We start from the raw sequence: 15,340 nt of genomic DNA on the forward strand, positions 1-15,340 counted from the left end.
CATGCTTCGCACCACGCGCACCGCCACACGCACTTTGCGCAACGCCGCCGCCGCACTGGCCGTCCTGCTTCTGTCCGGCACCGCCGCCTTCGCGCAGGATGCCAGCGGCAAGCTGGTCATCGTCACCTCCTTTCCCAAGGACATGACGACCGCCTTCCAGCAGGCCTACCAGAAGGCCAACCCCAAGGTCACGGTCGAGATCCTGAACCGCAATACCAACGCGGGCGTGAAGTATCTCCAGGAAACCGCGTCGAACAACGGCGTCGACCTGTTCTGGGCCTCCGCCCCCGACGCCTTCGAGGTGCTGAAGGGCGCCGGGCTGCTGCAGCCCTACAAGCCCAAGGTGGAGGGCATCCCGGCCAAGGTCGGCGCCTATCCGGTCAACGATCCCGAGGGGATGTATGCCGGCTTCGCCGCGTCCGGCTACGGCATCATGTGGAACAGCCGCTACATGAAGGCCAACGACCTGCCGGTTCCCAAGGAATGGGCCGACCTGGCCAAGCCGGTCTATTACGACCACGTCGCGATCTCCGCCCCGTCGCGCTCCGGCACGACCCACCTGACCATCGAGACGATCCTCCAGGGCGAGGGCTGGGAGAAGGGTTGGCGCACCAACAAGGAGATGGCCGGCAACTACCGCACCATCACCGAGCGCAGCTTCGGCGTGCCGGACGGGGTGAATTCGGGCGCCTTCGGCGTCGGCATCGTCATCGATTTCTTCGCGTTGTCGTCGCAGGCGTCGGGCTTCCCGGTGGAGTTCGCCTATCCCACCATCACCACCATCGTCCCGGCCAATGTCGGCGTCGTGAAGAACGCGCCCAACAAGGCCGCAGCCGAGGGCTTCGTCGATTTCCTGCTGTCGCCGAAGGGGCAGGAGGTCCTGCTTGAGCCGGCGATCCGCCGCCTGCCGGTCAATCCCGTCACCTACGAGAAGGCGCCCGCCGGCTATCCCAACCCGTTCAAGGACAGCTCGCTGGGTTCCCAGGTGAACTTCGACGTCAACGTCTCGCAGGCCCGCTACAACGTGGTGGACGCGCTGTTCGACCAGCTGATCACCTTCCAGCTCGACGATCTGAAGGCCGCGACCCAGGCCATCCACAAGGCCGAGGCCGCCGTCGCCAAGAAGCCGAACGACAAGGCCAAGGCCCTGCTGGCCGAAGCGCGCGACCTCGTCGCCGCCATGCCGGTGACGGCGGAGCAGGCCGCCGACCCGCAGCTGGCCGGCGCCTTCACGGTGGAGCGCAAGTCGGCCAAGGACGCGGTGCCGGAACGCCAGGCGCAGGTCGAGCAGAAGTGGTCCGCCTTCGCCAAGGAGAACTACGCCGCCGCCCGCAAGAAGGCCGACGAGGCGCTGGCCCTGGCGCGCTGACGCGTCGGCGCTTCGTGCAGGGGGACGCGTCGGTTGCGTCCCCCTCCCTTCTCCCCAGTTCACGGGCCTTTCCATGACGTCACTTGCGCTCACGCGCGACCGCATCGCGCGCGTGCGGCCGGGGCCGGCGCTGGCCGCGCTGCTGATCGCCGCCTTCCTGCTGCTGTTCCTGGTCGTTCCGGTGGTCCAGGTCATCTTCGTCGCCTTCCAGGACAAGACGACGGGGGCCTTCACCCTGGTGAATTTCGCTGATTTCTTCAGCAACGACCTGTTCATGCGGTCCTTCGCCAATTCCTTCTACGTCTCGGCGATGTCGGTGGTGGTGGCGAGCCTGCTGGCGCTGCCGCTCGCCTACCTGACGACGCGGTTCGAGTTCCGCGGCTCCGTGCTGATCCAGAGCCTCGGTATCATTCCGCTGATCATGCCGCCCTTCATCGGCGCCGTGGCGATGCAGCTGCTGTTCGGGCGCAACGGCTCGGTCAACCTGCTGCTGCGCGACCATTTCGGCTTCTCGATTCCTTTCATGGAAGGGCTGAACGGCGTCATCTTCGTCCAGAGCATCCATTATTTCCCCTTCATCCTCATCAACCTGTCGGCCAGCCTGAAGAACATCGACCGGGCGATGGAGGAGTCGGCGCAGAATCTCGGTTGCCACGGCTTCCGCCTGTTCCGCCGCATCGTCTTCCCGCTGGCGATGCCGGGCTACGTCGCCGGCGCCTCGCTGGTCTTCATCAAGGTGTTCGACGACCTCGGCACGCCGCTGCTGCTGAACGTCAACGACATGCTGGCGCCGCAGGCTTACTTGCGCATCTCCTCGATCGGCATTTCCGATCCGATGGGCTACGTCATCTCCGTCGTGCTGATCGCCTGCTCGCTTCTGGCGCTCTGGGTGTCGGCGCTGGCGATGCGCGGCAAGGACTACGCCACGGTGCAGCGCGGCGGCGGCGGTCTGGCCAAGCGACGCCTGAAGCCGCTGGAAATGGTGGCGGCCTATGGCATCGTGCTGCTGATCCTGGTGCTGGTGCTGGCGCCGCATATAGGGTTGGGCCTGCTGTCCTTCGCCACCATCTGGTCCTTCAGCCCGGTCCCCGACGCCTTCACCCTGAAGCATTACCAGACCGTCTTCACCGAGAGCGGGCAGTACATCACCAACACGCTGCTCTATGCCTCGCTGGCGGCGCTGCTGGACGTGGTGATCGGCACCGCCATCGCCTATCTGGTCCTGCGCACCAAGCTGCCGGGCCGGCAATGGCTGGATTACATCGCGATGGCGGCGCTGGCGGTGCCGGGCGTCGTGCTGGGCATCGGCTACCTTCGCAGCTTCTACGGCGTGCCGATGCCGTTCACCGGCCAGCCGCTGTCGAACTTCTGGCTGATCCTGGTCTTCGCGCTGGCGATCCGCCGCCTGCCCTACGCTTTGCGCGCCTGCACCGCGGCCCTGCAGCAGGTCAGCTCCTCGCTGGAGGAGGCGGCCGAGAATCTCGGCGCCACCAAGCTGCGCACGGTTGGACGCATCGTCGTGCCGCTGATGTCGGGCGGCATCCTGGCCGGCTTCGTCACCAGCTTCGCCACCGCGGCGGTCGAGCTGTCGGCGACCATCATGCTGGTCCATTCGCAGAGCGATGCGCCGCTGGCCTACGGCCTCTACGTCTACATGCAGTCGGCGGCCGGACGCGGTCCGGGGGCGGCATTGGGCATCTTCGCCGTCATCATCGTGGGCTTGGGCACCTATCTGTCGCACGTCGTCATCGAGCGCGGCCGCCGAGACCGCGGCCAGGACCACTAAGAGAGTCCTTGAGGGAATCCCCATCATGAACCACCAGTTTTCCCCGGCCGCGCTCGCCGCCCAGATCGAGAGCGTCGGCGTCGACATCGAAGGCGTGAACTTGTCCTACGGCACCAACCATGTGCTGAAGGACGTGAACCTCGCCATCAAACCGGGCGAGTTCTTCGCCTTCCTCGGGCCGTCCGGCTGCGGCAAGACCACGCTGCTGCGGCTGATCGCCGGCTTCAACACCGCCCAGCGCGGCGAAGTTCGCATCGGCGGGCGCGACATCTCCGCCCTGCCACCCCACCGGCGAGACGTCGGCATGGTGTTCCAGAGCTACGCCCTGTGGCCGCACATGACCGTGCGCCGCAACGTCGCCTTCGGGCTGGAGGAGCGCCGCGTTCCCCGCGCCGAGATCGAGCGGCGGGTGGATGCCGCCCTCGATCTGGTCGGGCTGAAGCATCTGGCCGACCGCCGGCCGTCGCAGCTGTCGGGCGGACAGCAGCAGCGCGTGGCGCTGGCCCGCACCATCGTGATCGAGCCGAAGGTCCTGCTACTCGACGAGCCGCTGTCGAACCTCGACGCCAAGCTGCGCGTGCAGATGCGCCAGGAACTGCTGAGCCTGCAGCGCAAGCTTGGCCTCACCACCATCTTCGTCACCCACGACCAGGAGGAGGCCAATACCATCTGCGACCGCATCGCGGTGATGGAGGACGGCAAGGTGCAGCAGGTCGGCACGCCGCAGGACCTTTACGACCATCCCGCCAACCTGTTCGTCGCCGGCTTCCTCGGCACGGCCAACGTGCTGGACGGCGAGGTGCGCAGCGACGGCGCTGCCGGCAGCGTCTTCGTCGGCAACGGCATAACGCCGGTCGCGCTGCCGCCGCTGAAGGCGGGTGCTGCCGGGGCGGGAACTGGGGGCAAGCTGATGTTCCGTCCGCAGAACCTCGTCATCCGGGCCGACGGCGGACCGCCGGCTCCCGGTCACGCCCGGCTGACCGGAGTCATCCGGCACCGGGAATTCCTCGGCGCCTCCATCCGCTATGCGGTGGATGTCGGCGGGCAGCTGGTACAGGTGGACGCGCCGCATCAGGCGGGCGATGCTCTGCTCTCGCCGGATGCTCCGATCATCCTCGACCTTGCGGCCGACAAGGCCCGCTTCCTCCGCCAGTAAGGTGCCGTGACCGTGACCAACCCCGCCGACAGCCTCGACCGTCCTGCCATCCGTGCCGTCGCCTTCGACCTCGACGGCACGCTGGTGGACAGCGTCGCCGACCTGATGCATGCCTCCAACGCCCTGCTCGCCGAGCTGGGACGCCCGCCGGTCGATCTGCCGTCGGTGCGCTCCTTCGTCGGCGACGGAGCGCCCAAGCTGGTGGAGCGTGTGCTGGCCGCCACCGGCGGGGCTCCGGCCCCGGACGAGGCCGCCCGCTGCCTTGAACGCTTCCTGGCGATCTACGAGGCCGATCCCAGCGCCCACAGCGCGCTGTATCCCGGCGTCGCCGATACGCTGAAAGCGCTGGCGGCGGCCGGCCTGCGGCTCGGCGTCTGCACCAACAAGCCGATGGCGGCGACCATGCGGCTGCTCGACGATCTGGGCATCGCCGGCCGCTTCGCCGCCGTGGTCGGCGGCGACAGCTATCCGACCCGCAAGCCGTCGCCGGAGCCGTTGCTGGGCCTGCTGGAGCGGCTGGGTGTCCGACCGGAGGAGGCCGTCTTCGTCGGCGACAACGAGCACGACGTGGCAGCAGCCCGTGCGGCCGGTGTCGCGCGGGTGCTGATGGTGCCCTATGGCTACGCCCGGGTGCCGCTCGCCGGCCTGCCGCATGACGGCGTCCTCGACGGCTTCGCCGATCTGGTGAAGCGGCTGTCATGCTGAACGCGGTGATCTTCTGTCGCCATGGCGAGACGGAGAGCAACCTCGGCGGCTGGCTTGCCGGTTCGCGCGATGTGTCGCTGACCGAGCGGGGCCGGGCACAGGCGCGGGAGGCCGCCGCGGCGCTGATCGCCGGGCGGCGGCAGGTCCCGGTCGTCTACAGCAGCCCGCAGCGCCGGGCGCTGGAGACGGCGGCCATCCTGGCCGAGGCATTGGCGGCTCCGGTCGTCCCGGTCGCCGGTCTGGAAGAGCGCCGCTGGGGCGATCTGGAGGGCGGAGCCATTCCTGCCGACCTGTTGCGCGAGGAGGTGCCGAATGGGGAAAGCCTGACCGCATTCGGTGCCCGCGTCACCGCGGCACTCGACGGCTTGCCGGTGCCCGCGGACGGCCGCCCGCCCCTAATCGTCGCGCATGCCGGTACCTGGCCGGTGCTCTGCCGATGGTTGGGCGTGGAGTCCGCGCTGCTGTGGCCGCCGAACGCGTCGCCGGTCACCCTGACGCGACAGGGCGCCCGCGTCGGGTGACACGGGCGCCCTGTGCGAAGGAGAGTCCCGGGCAGCGTCAGGCCGCCCAGTTGACGCCGTCGGCGTCCTGAGTCTGCGGCGAGATCTGCGCGACCACCTTGACCGCCAGACCGCCGCAGGAGGTTTCACGGTATTTCGGATCCATGTCCTTGCCGGTCTCGAACATCGTCTCGATGACCTTGTCGAGCGACACCAGCGGTTCGCTGGTCCGGTGCAGGGCCATGCGCGTCGCGTTGATCGCCTTCATGGCGCCCATGGCGTTGCGTTCGATGCAGGGGATCTGCACCTGCCCGCCGACCGGGTCGCAGGTCAGGCCGAGATTGTGTTCCATCGCAATCTCGGCGGCGATGCACACCTGTTCGGGGCTGCCGCCCATCAGGTCGGCGAGGCCGCCGGCGGCCATTGAGCAGGCGACGCCGACCTCGCCCTGGCAGCCGACCTCGGCGCCGGAGATGGAGGCGTTCCGCTTGTAGAGCGCGCCGATGGCGGCCGATGCCATGAAGAAGCGGACGCAGGCGTCCTCGTCCACCGGCTTGATGAAATTGTGGTAGTAGGCGAGCACCGCCGGGACGATGCCGCAGGCGCCGTTGGTCGGCGCGGTGACGACGCGGCCGCCCGCCGCATTCTCCTCGTTCACCGCGAAGGCGAACATGTTGACCCAGTCGACCACGTTCATCGGATCGCGCGACAGTGCTTCGGACGAGGCCAGCTGGCGGCGCAGGATGGCGGCCCGGCGGGGGACCCGCATCGGACCGGGCAGCACGCCCTCGGTCGTCATGCCGCGGTCCATGCAAGCGCGCATCGTCTGCCAGATGTTGGCGAAATAGTCGCGGATCTCCTGATGGCTGTGCAGGCGCAGCTCGTTCTGCAGGATCAGGCCGGAGAAGGACAGGCCGGTTTTCCGGCAATGGGCCAGCAGGTCGGCGGCCGAAGCGTAGGGATAGGGAAGCTCCACCTCATCGCCGCTCTGCTTGCCGAAATTCTCGTCCTCGACGACGAAGCCGCCGCCGATCGAATAATAGGTCTTGCCCAGCAGCAGCCGGTCACCGTCGAAGGCCTGGATCGTCATGCCGTTCTCGTGCCGGGGCAGGTTCGACCGGTGGAAGGTGATGGCGGCCGGCGGGAAGTCGATCGGCTTGCCCTCCTGTCCCAGCGGCAGGCTTTGCGAATTGCGCACCTGCTGCAGGAAGGCGGGGATCGTGTCGATGGCGACCGTGTCCGGCAGGTTCCCGGCAAGGCCGAGCATGAGGGCGACATCGGTGTGGTGGCCCTTGCCGGTCAGCGCCAGCGAACCGTAGATGTCCACCGCGACGCGGGTTGTGGCATCGAACCCGCCGCAGGAGCGCAGGGCGTCCACGAACTGCTTGGCTGCCCTCATCGGTCCCACCGTGTGCGAACTGGAGGGGCCGATACCGACCTTGTAGAGGTCGAACATGCTGATCATGGCGTGCTTCCTTCCTGTGGACGGCCCCGGATACCTATGGGGAGATGCCTGGCCGGGTCTTCTCTTCGTCGCTTCAGGCGGCACCCGTCGCGGTGGACGGGGCCGCCTTGAGCGGAAACGTTGGGCAGGGGAGGGATCGTCAGAGGCTGAGCAGGGAGTAGAGGATTGCGGACATCGCGACGCTGCCGATGAACAGGACCACCACGTTGCCCGGCTGGCCGGCGTACTTGCGCATGGCCGGCACCTTGCGGATCGCGTACATCGGCATGATGAAGAGCAGGGCGGCGATGATGGGACCGCAGAGGGATTCGATCATGCCGAGGATGCTGGGGTTCAGGGTGGCGGCGATCCAGACGGCGGCGACCATGAACAGGGCGCTGAAGCTGTTGATCGCCTTGAGGTTGACGGACTTGCCCTGGCTGCGAAGCTGCTGGGAGATCAGGCCGTTCAGACCTTCGCGGGCGCCGAGATAGTGGCCGAAGAAGGACTTGGTGATCGCCACGAACGCCACGGCCGGGGTCAGGAGGGCCATCAGCGGGTTGTCGAACTTGTTGCCGAGATAGGACAGGATGGAGATGTTCTGGGCCTTCGCGTCGGCCAGTTCCTGCGGGGTCAGGCTGAAGACGCAGCTGAAGACGAAGAACATGACGACCAGGACCATCATGACGACCGCATATTTCTCGATGCGGGTGGTCTGCGCTTCAGCCTCTTCGCCATACTGGTTCTGCTGGGCGACGACGAAGCGGGAAATTGCCGGGGAGTGGTTGAAGGAGAACACCAGGGCCGGGATGCTGAGCCACAGGGTCAGGCTGAACTGGCCGGCGTTCGGAGCTTGTTCGAGGATCGCGCCGTTCCAGTCGGGGGCGAGATAGAGGCCGATGCCCATCAGGACCAGCACGAAGGGATAGACGAGCCAGCTCATGACCCGGACGACCATCTGCTCGCCCAGCTTGATGACGGCCATCAGCCCGAGGATCAGGCCCAGCGACAGCAGGATGCGCGGCGGCGGCACCATGCCCAACTGATGCACCATGAAGCTCTGGACCGTGTTGGTCAGGCCGACGCCGTAGATCAGCAGGATCGGCAGGATGGTGAAGAAGTACAGCAGGGTGATGAGCTTGCCCGCGGTGGTGCCGAAATGCTCGGTCACCACCTCGGTGATGTCGCTGCCCGGTTTGGACGAGGACAGGATGAAGCGGCACAGGCCCCGGTGGGCCAGATAGGTCATCGGAAAGGCGATGACCGCCATCACCGCCAGCGGCCAGAAGCCGCCAAGTCCGGCGTTGATGGGAAGAAAAAGGGTGCCTGCGCCAATAGCCGTTCCGAAGAGCCCAAGCATCCACATGGTGTCATGCTTGGTCCACGGCAGTGGAGGATTGCCAAGCCTCGTGGATTCCGTTGAGATGCTGACCATTTTTATGCCTCCAGCATGCCTTCGTTCGTGGATGTTCAGGCCATCCCGGAAAGGCTGCGCTTTGTTGACCTGGAGGAAGCCTAGCAACACCCCGCCGGCAATGCCTGACCGAACTCGGGAGCGGTGGAATAGCGAAATGAGCGGCGGAATGGAAAAATGAGCGGAGGCGGCCGGGGATGAGCGGCGGCCTGCGGGGGGCGAACGGCGCGTTCCGCCGCATCGGCCGGCCGAAAGGCCACCGCTTCGCACTGGCCTTTCGGCCGGGGATGGTTCACACCATGCGCCTCAGCCCAGCACATGCCATCGCTCACCTGCCCGGACCCGATAGTCCCGATGCGCGGGTGTAGGGAGCCTCAACCGATGCAAATTGATCCCGTGGGCCTCTCGCTGGTCCTGCTTCAGCAGATGTGCGTCTATCTGGTGGTGGCCTATCTCCTCAGCCGGACGAAGATCTTCATTCCGCTGACCCATGCGACGATCCGGCCGCCGCACAAGCTGGCCTGCTACGTCATCTTCTCGCTGTTCTGCATCATGGGGACCGTGCTCGGCATGCCGGTGGTCCATGCCATCGCCAACACGCCCGCGATCGGCGCGGTCCTCGGCGGTCTTCTCGGCGGGCCGGTGGTCGGGCTCGCGGTCGGCATCACCGGCGGGCTGCACCGCTATTCGCTGGGCGGGGCCTTCGCGCTCGCCGCCGCCATCGACATCGTCGTGCAGGGCGTGCTGGGCGGCCTGGTGCACCGCCACCTCATCAGGCGGGGCAAGATCCGCACCTTGTTCGACCCGGTCAAGGCCGGCGCCTTGACCTTCGTCGGGGTGGTGCTCGAACTGCTGATCGATCTCGCGGTGGCGAAGCCCTTCGAACAGACGCTGGAGATCGTCAAGCTGATCGCGGTGCCGGAGCTGATCGCAAATTCGCTGGGGGCGGCGATGTTCATGGGCATCTTGCTCGACCGCCGGGCGCTGATCGAGCGGCAGTCCAGCCTGTTCTCCGCCAAGGCGCTGGCCATCGCCGCGCGGGCCGACGGCGTGCTGCGCCGGGGCTTCAACCAGGAAAACAGCATGACCGTCGCCCGGATCATCTATGAGGAGACGGGGGTGGGTGCCGTCGCCATCACCGACCGCGAGAAGATCCTCGCCTTCATCGGCATCGGCGACGACCATCACCTGCCCGGCACGCGGATTTCCTCTGCGAGCACGCTGGACGCCATCGCCAACAACGAGGTCATCTATGCCGACGGCAACGAGGTGGCCTACCAGTGTTCGATCAGCCCGACCTGTCCGCTGGGGGCGTCGCTGGTCATCCCGCTGGTCGGCGAGGACAGCCACGTCATCGGCACGATCAAGCTGTACGAGCCCAAGACCAAGCTGTTCTCCACCATCAACCGCACGCTCGGCGAGGGCATCGCCAAGCTGCTGTCGAGCCAGATCCTCGCCGGCCGTTACGAACAGCAGAAGGCGATGCTGGCGCAGGCGGAGATCAAGCTTCTGCACGCCCAGGTGAACCCGCATTTCCTGTTCAACGCGCTGAACACCATTGCCGCCGTCACCTGCGACGATCCGGAAAAGGCCCGCGACCTGATCGGCGACCTGTCCACCTTCTTCCGCATGAACCTGAAACGCCCGAGCCAGATCGCCCCGCTGGCCGAGGAGATCGAGCATGTGAACGCCTATCTGCAGATCGAACTCGCGCGCTTTTCCGACAGCCTGTCGGTGGACATCGACATCCCCGACAGCCTGGGCCGGGTGCGGCTGCCGGCCTTCACGCTTCAGCCGGTGGTGGAGAATGCGATCAAGCACGGCACGTCTCAGCTGCTCCGCCCCGGCCATGTTTCCATAAATGCCCGACAGGAGGACGAAGTTCTCGTCGTCGACGTCGAAGACAATGCCGGCCTGTACGAACCGAAACCGACAGGTCAGGGGCTCGGCATGAGCCTGGTCGACCGCCGCATCAAGAACTGTTTCGGCCCTTCATACGGTGTTACCGTTGCGTCCGAGCGGGACGTCTTCACCCGCATCACGATCCGGGTTCCTCTGGAGGCCGCTTCCAAATGATCAACGTGCTCATCGTCGATGACGAACCGCTGGCCCGCAAGGAGCTTCGCCGCGTTCTCTCGAAGACCGACGACATCAACGTCATCGGGGAATGCAGCAACGCGATCGACGCAATCGGCGTGATCAACCGGGAGAAGCCGGACGTCGTGTTCCTGGACATCCAGATGCCGCGGGTGAGCGGCATCGAAATGCTGAGCATGCTCGACCATGAAAAGATGCCGCACATCGTCTTCCTGACGGCGTACGACGAGTTCGCAGTGCAGGCGTTCGAACAGCATGCCTTCGATTACCTGCTGAAGCCGGTCAACCAGGCCCGTCTCGACAAGACGCTGCAGCGCCTTCGCCGCGACCGCGAGCCGCAGAAGATCGACCAGCTTCCGGGTGCCAACCAGCTGCGCCAGATCCCCTGCTTCGGACAGCACCATGTGCAGTTGGTGCGCATGGAGGATGTCGAGCATGTGGCGTCCGGCGTCAGCGGCGTCTATGTGGTCTCCACCGACGGCACCGAACGGCCGACGGAACTTCCCCTCCACATCCTTCAGGACCGCACGCCGCTGCTGCGCTGCCACCGGCAGTATCTGGTCAACACGGACTGCATCGAGAAGATCAACTTCCTTGAAAACGGCCTCGCGGAGATCAGCACGAAACGCGGGCAGGTCATCCCCGTGAGCCGGCGCTTCTTCCCGCAGATCAAGGAGCGGCTCGGGATCCTGTGACGGCGCAGCCTCGGAGTTTGTGAGTTTTTAGGGCAACTGCACCGCCGACCGCCATTGCCGCAGGAAAGTCCCGCGCTTGAGCGGATCGAGGAAGACCAGCAGCGCCGCGCTGAGCGAGATGGGCTGCAGGGGTGCCACGGTGCTGGAGCGCAGGCCGGCGGCCGAGGCCTCGCGGGTGACCGAGGAGGACAGCGCGTAAAGGGCGGAGCGGTCGGCGACGACCTCCTGCCCGCGGGTGGACAGCAGGTAATCGATGAACAGGCCGGCCAGCCGGGGGCGCGGGGCCGATTTCGGGATGACCGCCACGCGCGAGATGACCAGCGTGTAGTCCTCCGGCATCACGATGCCGATGGGGGCGCCCGCCGCCGCCCGCGCCCGCGCGTAGGAGCCCAGGACATTGTAGGCGATCAGCGCCTCGCCCCGCTCCACCATGTCGAGAAGGTCGGCACTGCAGCAGGCCGTCCGAACCTGGGCATTGCCCATCAGCGCCACCAGTTGCCAGTATTGGCTGAACAGCAGCGCGTCGTGCGAGGCCAGGAGATAGCCGATGCCGCTGATGGTGACGTCGTAGGTGGCGACCAGCCGGCCGTAATTGGCGCGATCCTCGCGCAGCAGCCGGATCAGCGCGTCGCGGGTGCGCGGCACCCGGTCTTCGGCCAAGCGGTTGCGGTCATAGGCGATCACCGCCGGCTCGAAGGTGAAGCCGAAGGCTTCGTTCCGCCAATTGGCCCAGCCCGGCAGGAACTGGCTGTCGGCCGGGATGTGGGGCCGGGTGTGGCCGTCATTCACCAGCTTGACCTGCAGGTCGGCGGCGGAACTGATCAGCAGGTCCGGCTTGTCCGTCTCGGCATCCTTGACCGCACGGGCGTACAGCTCGGAGGTGCCGACATCGACATACTCCACCGTGACGTCCGGATGCGTGCGCTGGAAGTCGAGGACCAGCGGCTCCATCGCCTGCCGGTCGGTCGCCGCGTGGATGCGCAGCCGGTCCCGCGCCGTGCCGGGGGCCGGGTAGGTGATGGTCTGCGTCACCGTTTGAGCTGCCGTCTGCTGGGGCGACCACAGCACGGTCACTGCTGCGAAGGCCACGGCCAGCAATGCCGCCCGGCCGCCGGACGGGCCGGCGGCGGCATCGGACCCGGCGGTGGCGGCGGTGCCGGCGAGCGCGCCGGGGAAGTCGATCCGCGCCACCAGCCCGCCGCCCGGCCGGTCGTGCAGCGACAGGGTGGCGCCATGCGCCTCGGCAACGGAATGGACGATGGCCAGCCCCAGCCCGCTGCCGGCGACCCCGGCCGCAGAACTGCCGCGTCCGAAGCGGGTCAGCACGCCGGCCTTCTCCGCGTCCGGAATGCCGGGACCGCGGTCGGCCACCTCGATGCGCAGACCGCGGTCGCCGGGCCGACGGGTCAGGCACACGTCGATGGAGCCGGCGGACCCGGCATATTTCACAGCGTTGTCCACGAGGTTGGTCAGCGCCTCGCGCAGGCTGATGGCGTCGCCGGGGACCAGTCCCGGCTCGGCCGCGGGGTCGACCTCCAGCCGGATCGGCGTTTCTCCGGCGACGGGCCGCGCCCGCTGGATCACCTGTTCCAACAGGGCGCCGACATCCACGTCCTCCGGGTGCAGGGCCTCGCTGCGGTGCATCACCATGGCGTGGTTGAGAAGCTGGCTGGTGAGCTGGCTGGCCTCCACGGCGTTGCGGTGGACGCGCTGGGCGATCCGCCGCAGGGCGGCGGGGTCGTCCTCATCCGCCGCAAGCTCGGCCTGCAGACGCAGGCTGGCGAGCGGCGTGCGGATCTGGTGGGCAGCGTCGGCCAGGAAGGTCTGCATGGTGTCCAGGTTCGACTTCAGCCGCTCCATCAGCTGGTTGATCGCATGGACCAGCTGCGACACCTCTTGCGGCGGCGGCATGGCGATGGGGGAGAGGTCGCGGGCGTGCCGGTCGCGCAGCACGCGCTCCAGCGAGCCGAGCGGGGCCAGCGCCTGCCGGATGCCGAACCACACCAGCCCGGCCACGGCCAGCATGGCGAAGACGATGGGCAGGAAGGCGTTGGCGAGGATGTCGCGCGCCAGCGCCTGCCGTTCCTCCCGCGTCTGGGCGACGGCGATGGTCACCCAGCCGGCAAGGCCCGGCTGCGCCACGAAGCGGTCGAGCGTGGCGACGCGCACCCGTGCATCGCGATAGGTGGCGTCGGCGAATTGCGGGCGGACGCTGGCGCCGGGCTTGGCGGTCACCGGCAGGTCGTCGTATCCCGTGACCGGCGATCCGTCCGGCGCGACGATGCGGTAGAACAGCCGGTCGCGTCCGCCGCCCTGCTCCTCTCCGCCTTGCGCCAGGATGCTGAGCGAGGAATAGGGCAGATCGACCAGGAACTGCCCGTCTTGCACGCGCACCGTGTCGGCGATCGACAGGGCGGACGCCGCCAGCAGGCGGTCGAAGGCGGCGTCGGCGGCGCGCCGGGCATAGGCGTCGACGAACAGGAACAGGCAGCCGGTCAGCACCGCCAGCACGCCGAGCAGCCGGATGAACAGGCGGCGGCGCAGCGAATAGGTTCCCTCACTCCCCGTTGCGGATTTCCGCCACATACCCCAGCCCCCGAACCGTGCGGATCTCCATCGACGATCCCTGCATCTTGCGCCGCAGCCGCGAGACGTACAACTCGATGGCGTTCAGCGCGGTGGGCTGGTCCAGGCTGAACAGGCGGTCCATCAGGTCCTCCTTCGACATCACCGCGCCGAGGTGGCCGAGGAACAGCTCCAGCAGCCGGAACTCGCGTCCGCCCAGTTCCACCGGCTTTCCGTTGACCTGCACCAGCTTGGCCGCCGCGTCGAACAGGATGTTGCCGAACTGCGTGCGCGACGACGCCATGCCGTGGGAGCGGCGCAGCAGCGCCCGGCAGCGCGCCTCCAACTCGCGCAGGTCGAAGGGCTTGACGATGAAGTCGTCGGCGCCGAGGTCGAGCAGGTCGATCTTCACGTCCACCTGCGACCGGGCGGTCATCATCAGCACCGGGGTGGCGTTGCGGCGCCGGCGCAGCTGGCCCAGCAGCGCCTGTCCGTCGATGCCCGGCAGCATGATGTCGAGAAGGACGAGCTGATAAGGCTCCCGGCGCAGCAGTTCCTCCGCCTCATGGCCGTCGGCCACCCAATCCACCGCATAGCCCAGCTTGCGCAGGCGATGGACGATGGCGTCGGCCAGATCCTCGGTGTCTTCGACGACGAGAATGCGCATGGGCTGCCCCTCCGGTCTGGACCCGTCCGACGCCTCAATGGGCCATCAGGATCGGCAGTGTGGGCGGTTCGCGCAGGATGTCGAGCGTCACGCCGCCCCACACCCGCTCGCGGACCCGGCTGTGGCCGTAGCCGCCCATCACCAGGAGGTCGCAGCCCAGCGCCTGGGCGTTCTCCAGCAGCGCCCGGCTGACGCCGGAGGACACGGAGATGCGCTGGACGGTGGCGACGATGCCGTGCAGGGCGAGATAGCCGGTCAGGCGGTCGGGATCGGCGGAGCGGCTGTCCTGCGGCGTGTCGGTGGACAGCACGACGACCTTGCCGGCCCGGTGGAGGAATGGAATGGCCGTGGCGACCGCGCGGGCCGCCGCCGCACCGCCGTCCCAGGCGACCGCGACCGTGCCGCCGAGCGCCGCCGGCTCCGCCTTCGGAGCCAGCACAATCGGCCGGCCGGAGCCGAACAGCGCCGCCTCGATCACCGGGCCCATCGCATTGGTGCCGTCGGATGCCTGGGCGATCACGGTCACGTCGGCCAGACGCGCCTCCTCCGACACGGTTTCCGCCAGCGGGCCGGTCGCCTGCTGCCAGGTGGCGGTGACGCCGCTGTGACGGCCGCGGAATTCGTCGAACAGCTGGTGGGCGGCGTCCACCACCTCCGCCTGTTCGGCCTGCCCGATGCGGATCAGCTGCTCCACCAGCGCCTTGGGAATGGCGGCGCTTTCGATGGAGGTGCGGATTTCCACCTGCGGCATGACGCTGAGCCCCTCCACATGGGCGCCGAAGCGTTCGGCGACCAGGAAGGCGGAGGCGACGGCGCGGCGGTCCAGCGGACGGCCGGTGAGGGGAACGAGAACCTTCTTCATGGCGTGTTCTCCGTACAGGGACCGGCTTGCGGAATCCAGACGGTTTCCGGATTCCAGGCTGGGAGGGGCGAGCCGGAAAG

General features: G+C 67.6%; 12 protein-coding genes. 7 read left to right on the top strand and 5 right to left on the bottom strand.

Annotated features, from left to right (window positions below; all coding sequences use genetic code 11):
- The first annotated feature begins 1 nt into the window (after position 1).
- From J2Y49_RS15325 to J2Y49_RS15345, 5 genes are all read left to right on the top strand, one after another.
- Positions 2–1,369 (top strand): extracellular solute-binding protein, encoded by a 1,368-nt coding sequence (locus tag J2Y49_RS15325; RefSeq protein ID WP_310115724.1) that lies wholly within the window; start codon positions 2–4, stop codon positions 1,367–1,369.
- Between the two features lie 73 nt (positions 1,370–1,442).
- Positions 1,443–3,155, top strand: a complete 1,713-nt coding sequence (locus J2Y49_RS15330; RefSeq protein ID WP_310115725.1) for an iron ABC transporter permease — start codon at positions 1,443–1,445, stop codon at positions 3,153–3,155.
- Between the two features lie 25 nt (positions 3,156–3,180).
- Positions 3,181–4,311, top strand: a complete 1,131-nt coding sequence (locus J2Y49_RS15335) for an ABC transporter ATP-binding protein (protein WP_310115726.1) — start codon at positions 3,181–3,183, stop codon at positions 4,309–4,311.
- Positions 4,312–4,323: 12 nt separating this feature from the next.
- A complete protein-coding gene (gph, locus tag J2Y49_RS15340) occupies positions 4,324–5,016 on the top strand; it encodes a phosphoglycolate phosphatase (protein WP_310115727.1) in 693 nt (230 codons plus the stop codon).
- Positions 5,010–5,537, top strand: a complete 528-nt coding sequence (locus J2Y49_RS15345) for a histidine phosphatase family protein (RefSeq protein ID WP_310115728.1) — start codon at positions 5,010–5,012, stop codon at positions 5,535–5,537. The genes gph and J2Y49_RS15345 overlap by 7 nt, the downstream gene beginning before the upstream one ends.
- Before the next feature lie 37 nt (positions 5,538–5,574).
- Here the strand turns inward: J2Y49_RS15345 and J2Y49_RS15350 are convergent, their stop codons facing one another.
- Positions 5,575–6,981, bottom strand: coding sequence for an L-serine ammonia-lyase (locus J2Y49_RS15350; RefSeq protein ID WP_310115729.1), 1,407 nt, complete (start codon positions 6,979–6,981; stop codon positions 5,575–5,577).
- A 139-nt stretch (positions 6,982–7,120) separates the two neighbouring features.
- Positions 7,121–8,395: a serine/threonine transporter gene (locus tag J2Y49_RS15355; protein WP_310115730.1), complete on the bottom strand. Its 1,275-nt coding sequence runs from the start codon at positions 8,393–8,395 to the stop codon at positions 7,121–7,123.
- A 360-nt stretch (positions 8,396–8,755) separates the two neighbouring features.
- Between J2Y49_RS15355 and J2Y49_RS15360 the strand changes: the two genes are divergently transcribed.
- Together J2Y49_RS15360 and btsR are read left to right on the top strand one after the other, a co-directional pair.
- Positions 8,756–10,450: a sensor histidine kinase gene (locus tag J2Y49_RS15360; RefSeq protein WP_310115731.1), complete on the top strand. Its 1,695-nt coding sequence runs from the start codon at positions 8,756–8,758 to the stop codon at positions 10,448–10,450.
- Positions 10,447–11,166, top strand: a complete 720-nt coding sequence (gene btsR / locus J2Y49_RS15365; RefSeq protein ID WP_310115732.1) for a two-component system response regulator BtsR — start codon at positions 10,447–10,449, stop codon at positions 11,164–11,166. Before J2Y49_RS15360 ends, btsR begins: the two co-directional genes overlap by 4 nt.
- A gap of 27 nt (positions 11,167–11,193) precedes the next feature.
- Here the strand turns inward: btsR and J2Y49_RS15370 are convergent, their stop codons facing one another.
- From J2Y49_RS15370 to J2Y49_RS15380, 3 genes are read right to left on the bottom strand one after another with little or no spacing between them, the layout of a single operon-like run.
- Entirely contained in the window at positions 11,194–13,752 is a 2,559-nt protein-coding gene (locus J2Y49_RS15370; protein ID WP_310115733.1) for an extracellular solute-binding protein, read from the bottom strand.
- Positions 13,724–14,398, bottom strand: coding sequence for a response regulator transcription factor (locus J2Y49_RS15375; protein ID WP_310115734.1), 675 nt, complete (start codon positions 14,396–14,398; stop codon positions 13,724–13,726). Before J2Y49_RS15375 ends, J2Y49_RS15370 begins: the two co-directional genes overlap by 29 nt.
- Before the next feature lie 34 nt (positions 14,399–14,432).
- Complete coding sequence (locus tag J2Y49_RS15380) at positions 14,433–15,260, bottom strand: universal stress protein (RefSeq protein ID WP_310115735.1); 828 nt, start codon at positions 15,258–15,260, stop codon at positions 14,433–14,435.
- Between the last annotated feature and the right edge of the window lie 80 nt (positions 15,261–15,340).

It is taken from the genome of Azospirillum sp. BE72 (genome assembly GCF_031455875.1).
Taxonomy (GTDB): domain Bacteria; phylum Pseudomonadota; class Alphaproteobacteria; order Azospirillales; family Azospirillaceae; genus Azospirillum.